Raw genomic sequence first — 19,242 nt, 5'->3', positions numbered from 1 at the left:
AGCGGGTTTTTTATTTCAAAATCAATTGGTATTAACCAATCAATTTCTTCATTAATTCATTTACTTGTGCAGGGTTAGCTTTACCCTTCGCAGCTTTCATCACTTGACCAACAAGACCATTGAAAGCTTTCTCTTTACCAGATTTATACTCTTCAACCATCTTCTCGTTCGCAGCAAGTACGTCTTTAATAATCGCTTCAATCGCGCCTGTATCGGTTTCCTGTTTCAAGCCTTTTTCCGCAATAATTTCGTCCGCAGATTTGCCTTCGTCCCACATAAAGCCGAATACTTGCTTCGCGATCTTACCGTTAATTGTGTTGTCCACAATACGTGCGATCATACCGCCAAGTTTTTCCGCAGATACAGGAGAATCAGCCAAATCTAAGCCTGCTTTATTTAAAGCACCTGAGAATTCGCCCATTACCCAGTTTGCAGATACTTTACCTTGTGCCGCACCACCAGCCGCAGCAACTACAGCTTCGTAAAATTCTGACATTTCACGAGTCAATGTAAGCACGTGAGCATCGTACTCAGTCACACCAAAGTCCGCCACGAAACGTGCACGACGTGCAGTAGGAAGCTCAGGCATAGTTGCTTTAATGGCTTCAATTTGCGCATCTGAAATAATCACAGGCAGCAAATCAGGGTCTGGGAAGTAGCGATAGTCGTTCGCTTCTTCTTTCGAACGCATCGAACGTGTTTCCATCTTCACAGGGTCGAATAGACGGGTTTCTTGGTCAATCGTGCCGTCCCATTCCAAAATTTCCATTTGGCGTTCAATTTCGACATTGATTGCTTGTTCAATGAAACGGAATGAGTTGAGGTTTTTCAACTCGCAACGTGTACCGAACGGTTGACCCGGACGACGTAACGACACGTTACAGTCAGCACGGAACGAACCTTCCGCCATGTTGCCGTCAGAAATGCCTAACCAACGTACCAAAGTGTGAATCGCTTTAATGTAGGCAACTGCTTCTTCAACCGAACGCATGTCTGGTTCAGAAACGATTTCAAGTAAAGGTGTACCTGCACGGTTTAAGTCAATACCTGACATTCCTTCAAACTGGTCATGGATTGATTTACCTGCATCTTCCTCAAGGTGCGCACGGGTCACGCCAATGCGCTTTACCGTACCATCTTCAAGTTGAATGTCGATATGACCCAAGCCCACAATCGGGTTATCCATCTGGCTAATTTGGTAGCCTTTTGGTGAGTCAGGGTAGAAGTAGTTTTTACGTGCAAACACCGACGCTTGGTCGATGTAAGCATCAATACCCAAACCAAAACGAATAGCTAAATCGACCACTTCTTTGTTTAATACAGGCAGTACACCCGGCATCGCCAAGTCAACTAGGCTAGCTTGGGTGTTTGGGTCTTGACCAAATTCAGTCGAAGAACCTGAGAAGATTTTAGATTGGGTCGCAAGCTGAGTGTGAATCTCGATCCCAATAACGACTTCCCAGCCATCAATTAATAACGACTTGGGTTTCTTTTGAGCTTGAGCCATTATGCATTCTCCTCAGCAATAGCTGCACGTTTCGTATGCCAATCCGTTGCTTGTTGGTACTGATGTACCACAGACAACAGTTGAGATTCTGACCAATAGTTACCAATCAGCTGTAAGCCCACAGGTAAGTTGTCTTTGTCAAAACCAACAGGTGCGTTAATCGCAGGAAGACCCGCAAGGTTAACCGCGATGGTGTAAATGTCGCCCAAGTACATTTCAACTGGAGACAAGTTCGCGCCAATTTTATAAGCCGTGGTTGGTGCAGCAGGTGCAGCAATCACATCCACCGATTCAAACGCTTTTAAGAAATCTTGTTGAATCAGACGACGGACTTTTTGCGCTTTCACGTAGTACGCATCGTAGTAACCCGCAGACAACGCATATGTACCAATCAAGATACGGCGTTGCACTTCAGCACCAAAACCTTCAGAACGTGAACGTTTGTATAAGTCCATCAGGTCAACAGGGTTATCTGCACGGTAGCCATAACGTACGCCATCGTAACGAGACAAGTTTGATGACGCTTCAGCAGGGGCAATCAAGTAATAGGTCGGAACATAAGCTTCAGTCATGTTGAGGTCAATCTCAACCAAAGTCGCACCCATCTCTTCCAATTTTTTCAATGATTCTTCAACGCGGGCTTTTACGTCTGCGTCTAAACCAGCGACATTGAAGTATTGCTTTGGAATACCAATGCGTAAGCCTTTGACTGCTGTGCCGTTTAGGTTCGCCACATAGTCATCAACGTCTTTTTCAACCGATGTTGAGTCTTTCGCGTCATGACCTGCCATAACATTCATCAGGTAGGCACAGTCTTCAGCCGAATGCGCCATTGGGCCACCTTGGTCTAAAGATGATGCATACGCGATCATACCGAAGCGAGATACACGACCGTATGTCGGTTTAAGACCAGTCAAGCCACAGAACGATGCCGGTTGGCGAATTGAACCACCCGTGTCTGTACCTGTTGCAAATGGAGCAAGGTCCGCTGCAACTGCTGCCGCAGAACCACCTGAAGAACCACCCGGCACATGACTTAAGTTCCAAGGGTTCGCAGTCGCGCCGTAGAATGAGTTTTCACTTGTTGAACCCATGGCGAATTCGTCCATGTTCACTTTACCTAAAGTGACTAGACCAGCGGCTTTGCCTTTCGCTACGACAGTGGCGTCGTAAGGAGAGATAAAGTTATCCAACATTTTTGAGCCCGCAGTGGTTTTAATGCCTTGGGTACAAAAAATGTCTTTGTGTGCAATTGGCACACCTGTCAGTGCAGTTGCTGTGCCTGCTTTAATTGAAGCATCGGCAGCATCGGCTTGTGCAAGCGCTTGTTCTGCTGTCACGGTTACATAAGATTTAACTTGTGTGTCTAGCTTTGCAATGCGCTTTAAATAATGTTCAGTCAGTTCGCGAGATGAAAATTTAGCCCCAGCTAAACCCTCAGAGAGTTCACGAATCGATAAGCGATGTAAATCTGTCATGAGAAATGTCTTTACGTTAATTTTTACAAAATAATGGTTTAACTGAATAGAAATTATTCAATCACGCGAGGAACAAGGTACAAACCGTCTTGCACTTGCGGTGCAATGGCTTGATATTCATCACGATGATTGGTTTCTGAAACCACATCTTCACGTAAGGGTTGTGGGTGATCAAATGGGCTTTTAAGCGGCTCAACACCATCAGTGTCGATGCCTTTTAAGGTTTCCATCATGCCTAAAATTTTATTTAGACTTTGAGCATATTCAGCAGATTGCGTATCATCTAGCGACAATCGAGCAAGATTGGCGATTGCTGAAACTGTTTGTGCATTTAAATCTGCAGAATGCTGTGCATCCGATGTAGACATAACATCACCTGAGTCAGTATTAAAAAATTTCAAAATATCGTGCGTTATAATAAGCGATTGACTTGTTCAAATCATCACATTTAGTTAAAGTTGCCACCTTGCGTCCACATAAAGTTTAATCGAGAACGTCTCCGTGATTCTAAAAAGACTAATTGGCTTGTTTTCGCCCGATCTAGCCATTGATTTAGGTACAGCAAATACACTTATTTATGCACCAGGACGAGGCATTATATTAAATGAACCGACAGTTGTGGCAATTCGTCACAGTGGTTCACAAAAAATCGTTGCCGCGGTAGGTCTTGATGCAAAGCAAATGCTGGGCCGCACACCTGCGAATATTTCTGCCATTCGTCCAATGAAGGATGGTGTGATTGCCGATTTTGAAGTGACCGAAACCATGCTGAACCAATTTATTGGTAAAGTACATGAAAAACGTTTGTTCCCACCTGCACCTCGTGTTGTGGTGTGTGTGCCTTGCAAATCAACTTTGGTTGAGCGTCGTGCTATTCGTGAAGCTGTATTTAATGCAGGCGCGCGTGATGTTCGTTTGATTGAAGAACCAATGGCTGCTGCAATTGGTGCAGGTATGCCAGTTGAACAAGCATGCGGCTCTATGGTGGTGGATGTTGGTGGTGGTACAACTGAAATTGCGATTATTTCGCTTCAAGGTTGTGTCTATGCTGACTCACTACGTATTGGCGGTGATGTATTTGATGAACAAATCATTAACTACGTACGTAAAGCACATGGTTGCGTGATTGGTGAAACTACTGCTGAAATTATCAAGAAAGAAGTGGGTATGGCTTTACCAGAAGCCGATGCCAAAGCACTTGAAATTGAAGTTCGCGGCCGTAATCTTGCTGAAGGTGTGCCACGTGCGATCACCGTGACTTCGGATGAAATCACGCAAGCGATTTCTGATCCTTTACAAAGTATTGTTTCAGCTGTGAAATCTGCACTTGAGCAAACGCCTCCTGAGCTGTCTTCAGACATCGCTGAGCGCGGTATAGTGTTGACCGGTGGTGGTGCATTACTGCGTAACCTCGATAAACTTCTTGCGCAAGAAACAGGCTTACCTGTAGTGGTTGCAGAAGATCCTCTAACTTGCGTCACTCGTGGTGGTGGTAAAGTTTTAGAATTCTTCGATAATCCAAATCACGACATGTTATTTGTAGGCTAATAAAGGAATCGGCGGGTGCAAACAAATCTGTTTTCCAGACAACCGCCATCTTTTCGCTCATTTATCATTGCAGTGATCACATGTTTGGTCGTGCTGTTTTTTAACTGGCGCATGCCGCATGTGATTCAACCTGCAAGAGATGTCTTGTACGCCGCTTATAATCCAATTTATGCCGTAGCAAGTTATCCCGTGTTATCGCGAGAGTGGCTGAATCAACAAACCAAGTCTGAAGCTCAATTGCGCCGTGAAAATACCGCGATGCAAGCTGAGTTATTGCAGGCGCAGGTGCGTTTACAAAAATTATCTGAATTATCTGCGGAAAATACGCGTTTACGCGGTCTGTTAGATACCCCATTGATCATTGATGGTCGTATGGAGATTGCAGAAGTCATTGGGACAGATGCCGATCCACTACGTCATATTATTGTGGTAAACCGTGGTGCCAACAGTCAGTTAAAAGTCGGGCAAACCGTGCTCGATGACAAAGGGATTATGGGACAGATTATTAATGTCTATCCGCATAGTAGTCGCGTCATGTTGCTTTCAGATAAAGAACATTCTCTTTCGGTTCGCTTGGAGCGATCTGGAATGCGTGCCATTGTTTCAGGGACTGGAGATTTGGGTCATTTGAAAATGGAATACGTGCCGACCAGTGCCGAAATCAAAGTGGGTGAAAAAGTGTATAGCTCTGGTTTAGGTGAGCATTTTCCAGCAGGTTATCTGGTGGGCACCATTTCAAAAATCAGTCGTCATAATTCAGGCGAGTTTGCTCAAATTGATGTTGTTCCTGCTGCACAGTTAGCGGGTGGGCATCATGTCGTTGTCTTATTTTCCGATTCTTTAGCGATGGAGCAACCGCATGCCGATCGCTAAACTTCGTGCTGCCAAAAAGCGTGACCCGTTATTTCCTATCATTTTTTCGGTGATCATTGCTTCAGTGTTGATGGTTTATCCCTTGTCTTATGCGCTCTCTGGTTGGCGTCCATTGTTTATGATGATGGTGATGCTTTTTTGGGTGCTGTGCCAGCCGACATGGAGCGGGATTTGGTTTGCCTTTGCAGTTGGGATTTTCACCGATTTACTACTTGATGCACCTTTGGGTTTAAACGCGCTCAGTTTTGTTCTGATTACTTTTGTGTCCCGTTTTTTAACGCGTGAACGTCGCATTATGACCTTTGCCAATATTTGGGTCATCACCACCTTGGCTGTGGTCGCGCATTTGTTTATTACGTGGATCGCGCAAATTATGATTGGTGCACAGTTTTCCCTTGCACGTCATTGGCAACCGCTGTTGAGTAGTGTGCTGACTTTCCCGATGGTCTATTTCATGTTGAAGAAATGGCGCGTTTAATTTTAGCGTCCAGTTCGCCGCGTCGCCGTGAGCTGCTTGAGCAGCTCGGTCTAGTCTTTGATATCTATAGTCCAGATATTGATGAGTCTGTACAAGCAGGCGAGTCGGTAGCTCATTATGTGGAGCGACTGGCATGTGCCAAAGCTGAGGCAGTGCAGCTTCAATATCCTGATGCAATTGTGATTGCTGCCGATACCAGTTTAGGGGTCGATCAAGAGATATTAGGCAAACCAGAATCTAAGCAGCATGCATTTGAAATGTGGGAAAAAATTTCCGGGCGTAAGCATGATGTATATACTGCGGTTTGTGTCCGTACAAATACGCAAATTTCAAGTATAGTAGTTCGTACTGAAGTCGAATTTCAGCATTTAAGCCTGAATGATATGGAAGCATATTGGGCTACATTTGAACCCATTGGCAAGGCGGGAGCCTATGCTATACAAGGCATTGCAGCACGTTATATTCCACGTATAGAGGGAAGCTATAGCAATGTCGTGGGACTTCCGTTGCATGAAACGGTACAATTATTACAGGCAGTTAAGGCACTAAATTAACTGTCTCAAAAGATTTTTTATAATGTTTTGAGTTTGTTATGTCTGACGAGTTATTAATTAACGTCACGCCTATGGAATGTCGCGTCGCGTTAATTGAAAACGGCACGGTCAATGAATTATTTATTGAGCGTACGGTGAAACGTGGTTTAGTGGGCAATATTTATAAAGGTAAAGTGGTTCGTGTTCTTCCGGGAATGCAGGCTGCTTTTGTCGATATCGGGCTGTCACGAACTGCTTTTTTACATATTAATGATATGGTTTGGTCACGTAATCAACCCACCCCGAATGTTTTTGAGCTCTTACAGCCGGGACAAATTCTTATTGTTCAAGTCATGAAAGACATGCTAGGAACCAAAGGGGCTCGGCTTTCAACCGACCTTTCTATTCCTTCGCGCTACTTAGTGATGATGCCTTATGGCAATCATACGGGTGTGTCTCAACGCATTGAGTCTGAAGCTGAACGTGATCGTTTACGTTCGATGATTGAGCGTATTCAAGCGGAACATAAACTTCCGGGTTCAGTGATTGTTCGTACCGCCGCTGATGGGATTGCGGAAGCTGCTATTGCACAAGATATGGCTTATTTGGCAAAACTTTGGGAATTTATTCAGCGCAAGCAAATCAGTATAGCGGTGCCATCATTAATTTTTGAAGAACTGCCTTTACCCCAGCGTATTATTCGCGATCTTGCGAGTGAAAAGACCGCTAAAATTTCAGTCGACTCACGTGAAATTCATGGCAAGCTCCAAGAGTTCGTAGAAGAATTTGTTCCGAATATTAAAGAACGCCTCATTCATTATCCGGGTGAGCGCCCAATTTTTGATTTGTATAATGTCGAAGAAGACATTCAAAGAGCATTACAGACGCGTGTTGCGTTGAAGTCCGGTGGTTATTTGATGATTGACCAAACTGAAGCTATGACGACTATTGATGTCAATACAGGCTCATATGTGGGTGGTCGCTCTTTAGAAGACACCGTGTTTAAAACCAATATGGAAGCGACACAGGTCATTGCGCGTCAGCTGAGACTACGTAATTTAGGCGGTATTATTATTATCGACTTTATTGACATGCAAGAGCAGGAGCATCGAACTGAGGTCATGACTCAGTTTGAACGGATGCTTGAGCAGGACCATGCAAAAACCAAAATTACGCAGGTTTCTGAGCTAGGTTTGGTCGAAATGACACGTAAACGTACACGTGAATCATTAGAGCACTTATTATGTGAATCTTGTCCGACCTGTCAGGGACGGGGTTATGTGAAAACAGCTGAGTCTGTATGTTACGAAATCTTTCGAGAAATCATGAGATATACACGTGCGTATCAATCTCAGACTGGCTTTACTGTCGTTGCGCATCCATCAGTGATTGACCGCTTGTTAACTGCAGAAGCCCCAGCAGTCGCTGATTTAGAGCATTTCATTGGTCGTGTGATTAAATTTCAGGTGGAAAATTTATATACGCAAGAGCAATACGATATCATTCTGAGCTGAAATTGTAACAATATATGGTTAAATAGTTGTTACAACTGAAATTTTACTTTCCATGTTAGATTTTTAATACTAGAAACACGGAAATAGCCAAAGCTTATTCTCCCAAATAGGTTTAGCAAATGAGGTGTGATATGGGTGTTAGAGAAGCAATTATTCAACCTAGTTTGAAACATTTATTAGATGCGAAAGTAACGCATAATGCGTATATCGTGGATGATCAGGGTAAAGAAGTACAAATTACAACTGCCATGATTCGTACTGCATGTCATCAATTATTAAAACAATGTCGTAGCATTAAAAACTAAGGGGCTTATCGAAGCCCCTTAGTTTTATTGGTTATTCTTGTATTTCTGATTTGTTTTGCGGCATCAACTGACCGCTTGCAACTTTGGGCCTTCGACCCCCACAATCGCTTCAAAGCGTTGAATCTCTTCTTCTAAGTGCGTAAGTAGATTCTGCATCTTCGGCAGTGCATTTCGACAAGCCGTCAAACCAACTTCAAGTTTATCTAAATAACTGGTCATGGTGATGTTGAGTGCCTGACCATCCAAAATGATCGAGGCAGGGTATAGCGCATCGAGTCGTGCCCCGTTCCAATACAATGGTTCACGTGGGCCAGGAACATTTGAAATCACCAGATTAAATGCTTGGCGCTTAGGCAGTAAGCCTGAGGCAATGTTGAGACCAGCCGCACTATAAACAAACGCACTATAGTTTAGAATTTGGTTTGAGTTCATGCGTTTGAACTTTTCTTTGGCATTTTGCACACTACGACGAACAATTGCGAGGCGCTCTAGTGGATCTTCTTTATGCGTGCCTAAATTTGCCAGAATCATGGTGATACGATTCGACATAGACGAATCATCATCGCGAACAGAGGCAGGTACCATGGCAATTAAAGGCTTTTTAGGAAGTGCGTCTTGGGACAAAAGATATTCACGCAAGGCACCTGAACAAATCGCCAGTACGATGTCATTAATCGTGACACCCAAACTTTTAGAAATATGACGTAAACGGTCAAACTCAAAAGATTGTGCTGCAAAACGGCGCGAAGAGCTAACTCGTTGGTTCAGAATAGAGCTAGGTGCTTGAAAGCTTGAAACATAATCAGGATTACGTCCCATATCTTTCATGACGGTTTGTGACAACTCATACATGACACGTGGTGTTGACCCAAGCTGGCCCATTACGCCATTCATTATTTTCTTAAAGCGACTAACATTCGGTTCTTTTAAACGCTTCGCACGAGGGCCTTCAACACACCAAGGTGGTACAATACTCTTTGCATTTGGATCTTGTGATAATGATTTTTCCACCAAACGCATACCCGCAATACCATCCACCATCGCATGGTGAATTTTGAAGTACATCGCAAAACGATTCCCTTCAATCCCTTCAATAATATGACAGGTCCATAACGGTTTAGCGCGATCAATTAAACTACTGTGTTCTTGTGAAATATAGGTGAGTAGTTCAAGAATACGCCCCGGTTGTGGGAGTGCGATATGACGAAAATGGTGATCAAGATCAAACTCTTCATCTTCATCCCAAAACAAACCATTGAGTTTGTTGTTAAATGGAGGAATAGGAATGGATTTGGAGTTACGAATATCTGCAACTAAATTTTGAATGAAGCCGGCAGGTGCATTTTCAGGGATTTGGAATAAGAATAATCCACCCACATGCATGGGTTGTTGGCGTTTTTCAAGCGATAAAAAAATAAAGTCAATCGGATGTAATGGACGCATAGTCTGGATTGCCTCACTGCAATATCTGACCGCTCCTATATGAGCAATCTTGTTAGAATTATAGAACTTAAAGCTAGTATATCGATTTTTTTTAACAATGGGAGCGCTTTGTGTGTATCCATTGGTTGCGAAAAAACCACTGCTTTGCAGTGGTTTTGATCTTTACTTTTTCAAATTACCTGCATGTAGGCCACATTCTTTGTGTGTCGCTTCCTCCCACCACCAACGTCCTTCACGTTCATGTTGGTTTGGTAACACTGGACGCGTACATGGTTCACAGCCAATAGAAATAAAACCGCGCTCATGCAATGGATTATAAGGCACTTCCATCATGCGAATGTAGCTCCACACATCGGCACTGGACCAGTTGGCAAGAGGATTGTATTTAATCAATTGTTTGCCTTCACCTGAAAAGCCTGCATCCGCTTGAACAACTGGAATCTCAGTTCGTGTGCCTGGGCTTTGGTCTTTACGTTGACCCGTAATCCAACCATCTAAAGTCGCTAATTTTTTACGTAAAGGCTCAACTTTACGGATACCACAACACTCTTTATGATCATCTTGATAAAAGCTGAATAAACCTTTTTCATTGACCAGTTGTTGAACGGCATCTGCTTCTGGGAAGCAAATTTCGATATTAATGTTGTAGTGTTTACGCACAGTTTCGATAAATTGATAGGTTTCCGCATGTAAACGTCCTGTGTCTAAGCTAAAGACACGAAAAGGTTTACCTAAGTTAGCAGCCATATCAATAAGTACGACATCTTCTGCACCTGAAAACGAGATGGCAATTTCACCCGTTTGATTCAGTGCAAGTGCTAAAATTTCACTTGGTGATTTGTCTGCATATTCAGCTGCGAGAGCATCAACAAGATCAATAGTTGTAATGGTTGTCATAAGTATCCTGGCAATAGGCTTGGAATCTAACAAGACCTATATTACGTTATTTGCTGTGCATTTTAATAGAGTTGAAATAAACCACTTATCACTAAAAAATAAATGCTTATGAAAAAAATAGATTTAAAAAACAGCAATGCATTAGACAAATATTAAGCTATGATAGTTCAAAATTTTTCCACGTAAATAAAAGGGAGTATTCATGGAAGTTGTTTGCCTTGATCTAGAAGGGGTGTTAGTTCCAGAGATTTGGATTAACTTTGCTAAAAAAACAGGCATTAAAGCGCTTGAAGCAACCACACGTGATATTCCTGATTATGATGTGCTCATGACGCAGCGTTTGAATATATTAAAAGAACATGGTTTAGGTTTAAATGATATTCAAGAAGTCATTGCTGAGATGGGCCCATTTCCAGGCGCAAAAGAATTTGTTGAATGGTTACGTACACATTTTCAGCTGATTATTTTGTCAGACACTTTCTATGAGTTTGCACATCCATTAATGAAACAACTGGGCTGGCCAACGATTTTTTGTCATAAGTTAGAGACTGATGAAAAGGGTATGATTACAGCCTATAAGCTGCGCCAACCTGACCAAAAACGTGAAGCAGTTAAAGCATTGCATGGACTAAATTACCGTGTTATTGCCGCAGGTGATTCTTATAATGACACCACTATGCTGGGTGAAGCGGATAAAGGTTTTTTGTTTGATGCACCAGAAAACGTGATTAAAGAATTCCCGCAATTCCCTGCAATTCATGGTTATGAAGCTTTAAAAGAGGCTATTCGTAATGCTTCAGTTCGTGATATTCCGGCTTAAAAAACAGCTATATCTACGAAAACAAAAAGGCGCATCTCAATAGATGCGCCTTTTTTATTGAGTATGATGCTATGGTTTAGAATTTATAACCGATATTTAAACCATAAGCGATCGCATCGTTATTAGTGAATTTTCCAGCATTCGAGTGAGCACCTGTTACAGCATCAGCATCGCCTAACCAGAAGTACTTCACGCCAGCGCCAATAAAGTAGTTTTCTGCTGGAGAAAAACGAACACCTGTACCTACACTCCAAAAACCTTCTGTTGGGCCAAGTGTTGTCACCGGGTTACCTGCACCAGAATCCCAACCTACGGACACATTGCCACCCCAGCGCTCGTTAAATTTGCGACCTAGACCAACGGTTGCAGAAATTTGATCTTCTTTATAGTCAATCAGATTAAAGCCATTTGGTTTATTAATCGTTGGGTTTTGGCCAACGACTTTTGAAAGTTTAGCAAAGTTATACGGCTGTACTTTGAAGTTTGACCAATCGACCCAACGTATATTTGCGAAAGCAACGGTATTGGCCATAATACCTGTTTGGAAATCAATATTGACAGATTGTGGCGTGGTTAACTTAGTTTCACCAGATGATGCATTTAAGGCTGTCATTAATTGATTGAGTTGGGCAGATTGGTCAGGTGCGCCAGGGATTGAAATATATCCAGCTGCGCCAAAATTTTCTGAAGCATTCATTTTGTGCTCGATTTCTGAGCGATAAGTTACTGATGCTTTAAGCGCGATTTCTGAAATTTGATACGCAACACCTGCTAACCAACCTACTGATTCGTCTTCGCCAGTTCTAAAGTCGTAACCGTTGAATACGCTATAAGTTGTACCGCGAAGTAAAACTGTACCATCTACAGTTTGGTATACCGCACCTGCATAAAGATTCCAGTTTTCGTTTGGTTGGTATCCAAAAAGTAAATTTAAATTCTGAGTATCAACAATAACAGATGTCCCGCCTTGAAATGGAACTGGGTGGTTTTCAATAAAGTTACTATTCCCAGAATATTCTGCATCTGCACCGAACGGTTGATCGTAAATAAGACCAACAGAGAAATGCTCCGTTGCTTGAATTTTTAGAGCAGCGTGAGGGAAGTAGTAGTCACTTGCCATGTCACCTGTTTTGTTGCCACTTGTATCTTTTCCTTTTACTTCAGGGTCAAGGACTGAAATACCTGCTTCAAAATAATTGCCGGGTTGAAGGAAAGCAGCAATAGATTGGCCTGAGCGATCAAGACCTGCAGCAAATACTGAAGTTGTCGGAATTAAGCTGAGCAAAATAGCTGAGCGAAGAGCTGTAAGCTTCATAGGGAACATTCCTTGTTGTAGCTTTATGTAAGTGATTGGCACGGAAAGTAACATAAATACAAAAAGAGTAAATGCTCAACTACGGTTGTAAAATGAACTGAAAAGTTAAAAAATGTACTTGTGTAGAGTAAAAACACTAAAAAAAAATATTAATTTTATGATTTATATAGATTTATTTTTGGATGCTAAGTGGTTGATTTAATATTATGCAAAATGTTTAAGTGTTTATTTGTTGCTCAAATGAATCACAAGTGTATAAAAAAGAGCGTAGATGTCATTGTTGAAAATGAAAAAACCATCTTTACAGATGGTTTTTTCATTATTAATAATTAGAACTTGTAACCGATTTTTAAGCCATAAGCTAAAGCATCATTATCTTCAAAATTTGCTACATACTCTGAACCGCCAGCTTGAGCACCAGTTTGTGCTTTCGCATCACCTAACCAGAAGTATTTTACACCGCCGGCGATAAAGGTTGCAGGTGTTGGGCTATATTGAACACCCAAGCCTAAGTTCCAGTAACCTTCTGTAGGGCCAAGCGTTGATACAGGATTACCAGCACCAGAGTCCCAACCTACAGAAACGTTGCCAGCCCATTGATCATTTAATTTACGACCTACACCTACGTTAGCTGACCATTGGTCATCAGAATATTCTACTAGAGAGAAACCATTTGGGCGTTTCACTAAAGGACCAACAGCTTCTGCTGCTTTACCAAATTTATACGGTGTGATTGAGAAGTCTTTCCAGTTCACCCAACGTACATTTGCAAATGCTACAGTGTTCGCCATGATGCCTGTTTGGAAGTCTAAGTTCACCGATTGTGGTGTTGTAATTTTAGTGTTACCTTCAGCTGAATTTGCTGCTATAAAACCACCGACTGCTTGACCAATTGCTGCGACTTGCTGTGGCGGTAATCCTGGAGGTAATTGCCCAGGAAGCACAGGCAAGACATTATTTAAAGGTGCAGCTAAACTAAGGTTCTCATTCGCAACAAATTTATGATCAATTTCAGAGCGGTAAGTGACTGAAGCTTTTAATGCAATTTCAGGAATTTGAAATGCTGCACCTGCTAGCCAACCTGCAGCAGAGTCTTCTTTAATGTTTGCATCGTATCCATTAAAAACGCTGTAAGCTGAGCCGCGTAGTTTTACATTACCTTTAATGGTTTGATATACACCACCACCATAAATATTAAAATTCTCAGTTGGTTGGAAGCCAAAAATCATAGAAATGTTTTGTGTATCAACTTCAACTGAAGTACTGCCTGTAGTAGCGCCGCCAATAGCTGTTGTTGTAATTGGTAGTGTACTTAGTACTCGATCTGTTGGTGCAGCAACAAAAACATTATTACCTGAATATTCGGCATCAGCACCAAAGGGTTGGTCGTAAAGCAGACCAAAAGAGAAGTTATCAGTAAGTTGGAATTTTAGTGCGGCACTCGGGAAATAGTAATCGCCCGCCATATCACCAATTTGACGACTTGTTGTGCTGGTGCCAGCTTCCTGTCCAGATACATCTGGATCCAATACAGAAATGCCAGCTTCAAAGTAATTACCTGGTTGCAAGAATGCAGAGATTGACTGACCTGAACGATCTAGAGCAGCAGCAAATGCCCCCGTCATTGGTACAGTTGCTAAAATCATTGCTGTCGTTAATGTTTTTAATTTCATTCTACGTCTTTCCTTGAGGTGCAAATGCAAATGTTTGTTGCTCATTTTGTGTTTATGTTTTTTGGCTTTTGGAGAAGTCGGTTAACCGAAATCATTTGTTACTCCGTGTCACAAAAATAGCACAATTAAAATAAGAGTAAATACTCTAGATATAACTAATCAGTTCAAAAAGTAATCATAATAGAGTTTTTATACTAAAAATATACATTTATACAACCTAAGTTAATGAAAAATATAAATATATAATTTGAAATATAAAATTTATTTTTTGGTTAAAAATCACCCAATTAAGCTTGAACATAAATCCTTGTTGCGATGCGTATCACTGTTTTTTTTGCTGTTTCATAAGACTTTGTTGCACAAATAAATAAGACTATGATTTTATTATATTTATTTTTTATTAAAATTTTGAAAATTATTTAAAATCAGTGTCTTGCAAAATATTTATGCACAAAACCAAGCACAACAGGAAGGTCGGAGTTTGGAACAACTCGCAGGTGGGTTGGGATATATTGTTATGATTGATAGTATCAAAGACGCAAGAACACGAGGGGTTTTGCCCAGTCGAGAGCCTTTTGCCGCATTTACTGAGCATTCGGCAGTTTGGGCTGATGGTTCAACTCAAGCGGTATATGCTGTCATTTGGTGTAGAGGGTTTAACCCTGTACTTAATCATTTAATAGGTCTTGGTGTGGTCCAACCTGATCAAACGGTTGCTGTTCATATGGGCGTTCAATGAAACTAAATAATTTATGGTTGGTTGGCTATGGTGAGTGGACAGGCATGGCATCGGTGACTTTAATTGGAGTGTCCAGAACAGCAAGAGCTGCGGCTGATGAAATTGCTGCCTATTTGACTGGTGCTTAAACCTATAAGTTTCAAGGGATGCATAGACAGGTTTGATGGATGAACAATTTGATTCGATTTTATATGGATGAGGGCTGAGATAGGATTCGCCGTGCAATAAACGCAAAGTTATTGTTGATGGCAGTCGGTGGAATTAAGTTATTCTAAGTTTCTAATTAAAATAAGAAATCCTATCTATTTAAATCAGAAAAGCAGCCGAAGCTGCTTTGCGTTTTTTTATCATCGTTGAAGTTGCCTCTAAGGCATTCACCATCCGCACAACTTCCGCCAGACTTAGGCGTCTACTTTGGCGATGCGAGAATTATGGCTTAATTCATCTGCATGTAGGAAATGCGTATGCTGCGGTGCGCGTTTGGTTTTGCTCCATTCTTCCAGCATGTCATATTTCATTTGTTCTGTAATCATGGCAATTTTTTGTGGTGCTTTTTCATCGTCATAGGCTAGTTCCAAACGGTGGCCATTTGGATCAAAGAAATAAATTGAGTGGAAAATACCATGATTGGTAATGCCCAAGACCTCTATACCATTGGCTTCTAGGTGTTCTTTCGCATCAATCAGTGCCTGACGGTCTTTGACTTTGAGTGCAATGTGCTGCACCCATTTTGGGGTGTTTTCATCACGGCCCATTTCAGGCTGGGTTGGTAGTTCAAAGAAAGCCAGCACATTGCCGTTTCCTGCATCTAGGAAGAGGTGCATATAGGGATCAAAGGCTTTGGTTGAAGGGACATGGTCTTCAGCAAAGGCGAGAATGAAATCCATATTTAGGTTTTTTTTGTACCATTCCACCGTTTCTTTGGCATCTTTACAACGGTAGGCCACGTGGTGGATTTTTTCAATTTGAATGGTCATTTTTATATCCTTATAAAAAACTTAAGCAGCTTCAGGTTGCATTTCGGGTGCAGCGTGTTGAAAGGCTTCTAAAGTGTTGCAATGGGTGTAAATCGAACAAATTTTTGGATAGTCGGATAAATCAAAATCAAAACGTAGCGCGTTATAGACTTGTGGAATCAGGCAGCAATCCGCGAGGGTCGGCTGACTGCCAAAACAGAATTTGCCATTGGACTGTTCCAACTGTGTTTCAAGGGCCTTAAAGCCCGTTAAAACCCAGTGTTTATACCAAGCTGTTTTCTGCGCATCACTTATTTCCAATGTACCCGTCAGGTACTGAAGTACCCGTAGGTTGTTGAGTGGATGGATATCGCAGGCAATACTCAAACTAAATGCACGGATCAAAGCACGTTGCTGCGAGTCTTGAGGGAGCAAGGCCATGTCTGGGAATTTTTCTTCTAAATATTCAAGAATACTTAGCGATTGAGTCAGAACAAAATCCTGCTCTGCCCATGTGGGCACCAGCTCACTAGGATTGATCTGACGGTAGCTTTCACTATGCTGTTCACCGCCATTATTGACTAAGTGCACAGGGACATGTTCAGCAGTCAGACCTTTTAAATTCAGGCCAATACGAACTCGGTAAGCCGCAGAACTACGAAAATAGGTATACAGTTTCATGGGCAACATCCTGATCTGCAATTATGGGGTAAAACCAAAATCCACTGCTGGCAGAATTGTGCCGCTGACTTCACCAAAGCCAATCCGCAAATCATCTTTTTCGCAATAGCCTTTCATAATGACGGTATCGCCGTCTTGAATGAAGTTACGCTGTTCGCCATTTGATAGCGTTAAAGGTTTGGTGGCATTCCATGTGATTTCGAGTAATGAACCATAAGAATCTGGGGTCGGCCCTGAAATGGTCCCTGAACCCATCAAATCACCGACCTGCAAGTTACAGCCCGCAATCGTATGATGTGTGAGCTGCTGAGCCATGGACCAGTACATATATTTAAAGTTGGTTTTGCAGATCACATCACTTTTGTCGTCATTCTCAGGCTGAATTTCAACCGACAAATGAATGTCATAACTATTGCTGCTGTTGTCTTCACGTAGATAAGCCAAAGGTTTCGGCTCTTGTTCAGGTGAACTGGTTTTAAATGGCTCAAGTGCTTCCAGCGTCACAATCCAAGGTGAAATAGATGACGCAAAAGTTTTGGCATTAAACGGGCCAAGTGGTACGTATTCCCATTGTTGCAAGTCACGTGCAGACCAGTCATTAAACAGCACCATACCGAAAATATGATCCCATGCGTTTTCAATTGGAACAGGTTGACCCAGCTGAGTTGACTTGCCTACGATAAAACCAGTTTCCAGTTCAAAGTCGAGTTTACGACAAGCAGAAAATACAGGACGTTCTGAATCTGGCAGCTTGATTTGTCCTGATGGACGGACAATGTCAGTGCCGCTCACAATAACTGAGCTGGCACGTCCATTATAACCAACAGGGAGTTCTGACCAGTTGGGCAGCAGCGCATTTTTCGGGTCACGGAACATGCAACCGACATTGGTGGCATGTTCTTTAGACGAATAGAAATCGGTATAGCCTGGGATGTGTACCGGCATATGCATTTTGACGTCTGATTGTTTGAAGAAAACCTGATCACGCAGGGCCTGATTGTCACGAAGATCAGGATTATCTGCGGACAACAAAACTTGTAATTCAGCGCGGACCTTAGACCAATTGGCTTGACCTGATTCAATAAACAAATTCAGTGTCGGCTGATTAAAGACCAGTTTGCCATCTGCCACTTTGCAATAACCATGCGCTTCCAGTACCGCCAGATCAATTACCCATTCTCCCAGTGCTACGCCAGCACGAGGCTGCGAATTGTGTTTTTCACTAAAGATGCCATAAGGCAGGTTTTCTAGCGGGAAATCTGAATGTGCAGCGATTTCAACAAATGACTTCAAGCGTTTGCTCATGGATATTGATCCTTTCCGTGGAAAATTTAAGTTCTAGATAGAATCATACTTATATTTTAAAATTACGCAATAAATAATTTATTTATGAATAGTGTAACTTGATAAGCTATACTACACTGAATGAGAGAGTCAGGTTTAGATGGCTTACATTTTTGATTTAAGTAGTACAATTCACCAATGGAGTTATGAAAACTAATGCAGCTATGCAGGGTAAAGCGATGAGTGTTGAGGAAGAAAAAATACAGGGAGGGGTTCAGTCTCTGGAAGTTGGATTAACCGTATTGGATGCATTGACCGTGCATAATGCACCAATGATGTTAAAAGAGCTGTCCGAAGTTTTATCCATGCATCCGGCTAAAGTACACCGTTATGTGGTGAGCTTGATTCGTAAAGGCTATGCTCAGCAATTAACGGATGGGCGTTATAGTTTAGGTGAGCGCGCACATGCTTTTGGGGTGAATGCCCTCAAGCGAACAGATATGCTAGAATTAAGCCAGCGTTATATTCAGGACATTCAGCAACATCTGAATTGCAGTATTCATGTCAGTAAATGGTTTGCCGAAGACGCGGTCGTGGTTCAGTCTTTAGAATCTAACCATGTCTTTAATATTATTACCCGAGTCGGTTCACGCATGCCGCTGCTGAAATCTGCGACAGGGCGCTTGCATGCCTGCTATCAGTCTGAGCACATCATCAAGCCATTATTGGAAAAAGAATGGGAAAGTAGCGCTAAACCAGAGCAGTATCCTGCAAATTGGGAAGATTTTTTAGAGCTGAAAGCGAAAATTCTGAGTCAAGGTTATGCTTCAGTCACAGGAGATATGATGGCTGGGATCAATGCGATTAGTATTCCAGTCTTTAATTTCACGCAGCAACTGGATCATGTCATTACTTGTATTGGCACAGAAGATCAGTTACCCGAAGAACAAATGCAGCAGGCAATAAATTATGTTCTTGGCGTACAGCGTCAGATCGATGCTTTATTTCATCCAGCTGATGCCATATAAAAGCGTCGATGACATTGAAAAGATGACTTAAGTTTTAAATCCACCCTCTGGTGGATTTTTTTATGGGATGCGGCCGTGCTAGACAGTATCAATATTTCATTTTCTGATACCTTGTCTAAAGGATAAGGGGAAACTAGGAACTAGATAGCTAAGCTGAAACCCGTAGACTG

Annotated in this window: 18 protein-coding genes and 1 pseudogene; 9 read left to right on the top strand and 10 right to left on the bottom strand. The window is 42.1% G+C overall.

From position 1 onward, the window contains the following. Positions 1–31: 31 nt before the first annotated feature. The 3 genes from gatB to gatC are packed head-to-tail and all read right to left on the bottom strand — an operon-like array spanning position 32 to position 3,353. Complete coding sequence (gatB, locus tag ACG9ZB_RS09410) at positions 32–1,507, bottom strand: Asp-tRNA(Asn)/Glu-tRNA(Gln) amidotransferase subunit GatB (protein WP_419325463.1); 1,476 nt, start codon at positions 1,505–1,507, stop codon at positions 32–34. Then, a complete protein-coding gene (gene gatA, locus ACG9ZB_RS09405) occupies positions 1,507–2,985 on the bottom strand; it encodes an Asp-tRNA(Asn)/Glu-tRNA(Gln) amidotransferase subunit GatA (protein ID WP_419325462.1) in 1,479 nt (492 codons plus the stop codon). The genes gatB and gatA overlap by 1 nt, the downstream gene beginning before the upstream one ends. Before the next feature lie 53 nt (positions 2,986–3,038). Beyond that, positions 3,039–3,353 carry an Asp-tRNA(Asn)/Glu-tRNA(Gln) amidotransferase subunit GatC gene (gatC, locus tag ACG9ZB_RS09400; protein WP_004694671.1) on the bottom strand — a complete coding sequence of 105 codons (315 nt, stop codon included), beginning with the start codon at positions 3,351–3,353 and terminating at the stop codon, positions 3,039–3,041. A gap of 133 nt (positions 3,354–3,486) precedes the next feature. Here gatC and ACG9ZB_RS09395 point away from each other — a divergent pair, with 133 nt between their 5' ends. The 6 genes from ACG9ZB_RS09395 (at position 3,487) to ACG9ZB_RS09370 (ending at position 8,236) form a co-directional block, all read left to right on the top strand. Further along, positions 3,487–4,533: a rod shape-determining protein gene (locus ACG9ZB_RS09395; protein ID WP_004694670.1), complete on the top strand. Its 1,047-nt coding sequence runs from the start codon at positions 3,487–3,489 to the stop codon at positions 4,531–4,533. A gap of 15 nt (positions 4,534–4,548) precedes the next feature. Next, on the top strand, positions 4,549–5,406 hold the full coding sequence (gene mreC, locus ACG9ZB_RS09390) for a rod shape-determining protein MreC (RefSeq protein ID WP_004694667.1): 858 nt from the start codon (positions 4,549–4,551) through the stop codon (positions 5,404–5,406). Further along, the gene (gene mreD / locus ACG9ZB_RS09385) at positions 5,393–5,884 is read left to right on the top strand and encodes a rod shape-determining protein MreD (protein WP_419325461.1); all 492 of its coding nucleotides are present in this window, start codon (positions 5,393–5,395) and stop codon (positions 5,882–5,884) included. The genes mreC and mreD overlap by 14 nt, the downstream gene beginning before the upstream one ends. After that, positions 5,872–6,438, top strand: coding sequence for a Maf family nucleotide pyrophosphatase (locus ACG9ZB_RS09380; protein WP_419325459.1), 567 nt, complete (start codon positions 5,872–5,874; stop codon positions 6,436–6,438). The genes mreD and ACG9ZB_RS09380 overlap by 13 nt, the downstream gene beginning before the upstream one ends. 38 nt (positions 6,439–6,476) lie before the next feature. After that, positions 6,477–7,931 carry a ribonuclease G gene (gene rng, locus ACG9ZB_RS09375; RefSeq protein ID WP_419325458.1) on the top strand — a complete coding sequence of 485 codons (1,455 nt, stop codon included), beginning with the start codon at positions 6,477–6,479 and terminating at the stop codon, positions 7,929–7,931. A gap of 131 nt (positions 7,932–8,062) precedes the next feature. Next, positions 8,063–8,236: a PA1571 family protein gene (locus tag ACG9ZB_RS09370; protein WP_162841312.1), complete on the top strand. Its 174-nt coding sequence runs from the start codon at positions 8,063–8,065 to the stop codon at positions 8,234–8,236. A gap of 63 nt (positions 8,237–8,299) precedes the next feature. On the opposite strand, the gene ACG9ZB_RS09365 is transcribed toward ACG9ZB_RS09370, so the two are convergent. Together ACG9ZB_RS09365 and ACG9ZB_RS09360 are read right to left on the bottom strand one after the other, a co-directional pair. Beyond that, positions 8,300–9,679: a WS/DGAT/MGAT family O-acyltransferase gene (locus ACG9ZB_RS09365; protein WP_178928424.1), complete on the bottom strand. Its 1,380-nt coding sequence runs from the start codon at positions 9,677–9,679 to the stop codon at positions 8,300–8,302. A 162-nt stretch (positions 9,680–9,841) separates the two neighbouring features. Beyond that, positions 9,842–10,576 carry a phosphoadenylyl-sulfate reductase gene (locus tag ACG9ZB_RS09360; protein ID WP_419325457.1) on the bottom strand — a complete coding sequence of 245 codons (735 nt, stop codon included), beginning with the start codon at positions 10,574–10,576 and terminating at the stop codon, positions 9,842–9,844. Between the two features lie 202 nt (positions 10,577–10,778). Between ACG9ZB_RS09360 and thrH the strand changes: the two genes are divergently transcribed. Then, the gene (gene thrH / locus ACG9ZB_RS09355; protein WP_004694653.1) at positions 10,779–11,396 is read left to right on the top strand and encodes a bifunctional phosphoserine phosphatase/homoserine phosphotransferase ThrH; all 618 of its coding nucleotides are present in this window, start codon (positions 10,779–10,781) and stop codon (positions 11,394–11,396) included. A 76-nt stretch (positions 11,397–11,472) separates the two neighbouring features. Here the strand turns inward: thrH and ACG9ZB_RS09350 are convergent, their stop codons facing one another. Together ACG9ZB_RS09350 and ACG9ZB_RS09345 are read right to left on the bottom strand one after the other, a co-directional pair. Beyond that, entirely contained in the window at positions 11,473–12,711 is a 1,239-nt protein-coding gene (locus ACG9ZB_RS09350; RefSeq protein ID WP_419325456.1) for an OmpP1/FadL family transporter, read from the bottom strand. Positions 12,712–13,040: 329 nt separating this feature from the next. After that, a complete protein-coding gene (locus tag ACG9ZB_RS09345) occupies positions 13,041–14,384 on the bottom strand; it encodes an OmpP1/FadL family transporter (RefSeq protein WP_419325455.1) in 1,344 nt (447 codons plus the stop codon). Positions 14,385–14,841: 457 nt separating this feature from the next. Between ACG9ZB_RS09345 and ACG9ZB_RS09340 the strand changes: the two are divergent. Further along, positions 14,842–15,251 (top strand): annotated as a pseudogene (locus ACG9ZB_RS09340) (pyridine nucleotide-disulfide oxidoreductase); the annotation flags it as partial. 273 nt (positions 15,252–15,524) lie between these two features. Here the strand turns inward: ACG9ZB_RS09340 and ACG9ZB_RS09335 are convergent. Genes ACG9ZB_RS09335 through fahA form a run of 3 tightly spaced genes read right to left on the bottom strand, consistent with a single transcriptional unit; the run spans position 15,525 to position 18,065 of the window. Further along, entirely contained in the window at positions 15,525–16,100 is a 576-nt protein-coding gene (locus tag ACG9ZB_RS09335) for a VOC family protein (protein ID WP_279688030.1), read from the bottom strand. 21 nt (positions 16,101–16,121) lie between these two features. Then, entirely contained in the window at positions 16,122–16,760 is a 639-nt protein-coding gene (gene maiA / locus ACG9ZB_RS09330) for a maleylacetoacetate isomerase (protein WP_419325454.1), read from the bottom strand. A gap of 21 nt (positions 16,761–16,781) precedes the next feature. Further along, the gene (gene fahA / locus ACG9ZB_RS09325) at positions 16,782–18,065 is read right to left on the bottom strand and encodes a fumarylacetoacetase (protein ID WP_419325453.1); all 1,284 of its coding nucleotides are present in this window, start codon (positions 18,063–18,065) and stop codon (positions 16,782–16,784) included. A 185-nt stretch (positions 18,066–18,250) separates the two neighbouring features. Here fahA and ACG9ZB_RS09320 point away from each other — a divergent pair, with 185 nt between their 5' ends. Continuing rightward, positions 18,251–19,072, top strand: a complete 822-nt coding sequence (locus tag ACG9ZB_RS09320; RefSeq protein WP_419325452.1) for an IclR family transcriptional regulator — start codon at positions 18,251–18,253, stop codon at positions 19,070–19,072. Positions 19,073–19,242: the final 170 nt, after the last annotated feature.

This window comes from Acinetobacter johnsonii, from assembly GCF_048551975.1.
GTDB lineage: Bacteria > Pseudomonadota > Gammaproteobacteria > Pseudomonadales > Moraxellaceae > Acinetobacter > Acinetobacter johnsonii_A.
This window is presented reverse-complemented; position numbering and strand designations above follow the sequence as displayed.

Bases quoted from the DNA above. Each gene is read 5' to 3' on its own strand.
- fahA (WP_419325453.1), bottom strand. From the start codon at position 18,065: ATGAGCAAACGCTTGAAGTCATTTGTTGAAATCGCTGCACATTCAGAT.
- ACG9ZB_RS09365 (WP_178928424.1), bottom strand. From the start codon at position 9,679: ATGCGTCCATTACATCCGATTGACTTTATTTTTTTATCGCTTGAAAAA.
- rng (WP_419325458.1), top strand. From the start codon at position 6,477: ATGTCTGACGAGTTATTAATTAACGTCACGCCTATGGAATGTCGCGTC.
- mreD (WP_419325461.1), top strand. From the start codon at position 5,393: ATGCCGATCGCTAAACTTCGTGCTGCCAAAAAGCGTGACCCGTTATTT.
- gatC (WP_004694671.1), bottom strand. From the start codon at position 3,353: ATGTCTACATCGGATGCACAGCATTCTGCAGATTTAAATGCACAAACA.
- ACG9ZB_RS09370 (WP_162841312.1), top strand. From the start codon at position 8,063: ATGGGTGTTAGAGAAGCAATTATTCAACCTAGTTTGAAACATTTATTA.
- maiA (WP_419325454.1), bottom strand. From the start codon at position 16,760: ATGAAACTGTATACCTATTTTCGTAGTTCTGCGGCTTACCGAGTTCGT.
- ACG9ZB_RS09320 (WP_419325452.1), top strand. From the start codon at position 18,251: ATGAAAACTAATGCAGCTATGCAGGGTAAAGCGATGAGTGTTGAGGAA.
- ACG9ZB_RS09380 (WP_419325459.1), top strand. From the start codon at position 5,872: ATGGCGCGTTTAATTTTAGCGTCCAGTTCGCCGCGTCGCCGTGAGCTG.
- gatA (WP_419325462.1), bottom strand. From the start codon at position 2,985: ATGACAGATTTACATCGCTTATCGATTCGTGAACTCTCTGAGGGTTTA.
- gatB (WP_419325463.1), bottom strand. From the start codon at position 1,507: ATGGCTCAAGCTCAAAAGAAACCCAAGTCGTTATTAATTGATGGCTGG.
- ACG9ZB_RS09335 (WP_279688030.1), bottom strand. From the start codon at position 16,100: ATGACCATTCAAATTGAAAAAATCCACCACGTGGCCTACCGTTGTAAA.
- ACG9ZB_RS09350 (WP_419325456.1), bottom strand. From the start codon at position 12,711: ATGAAGCTTACAGCTCTTCGCTCAGCTATTTTGCTCAGCTTAATTCCG.
- ACG9ZB_RS09360 (WP_419325457.1), bottom strand. From the start codon at position 10,576: ATGACAACCATTACAACTATTGATCTTGTTGATGCTCTCGCAGCTGAA.
- thrH (WP_004694653.1), top strand. From the start codon at position 10,779: ATGGAAGTTGTTTGCCTTGATCTAGAAGGGGTGTTAGTTCCAGAGATT.
- ACG9ZB_RS09345 (WP_419325455.1), bottom strand. From the start codon at position 14,384: ATGAAATTAAAAACATTAACGACAGCAATGATTTTAGCAACTGTACCA.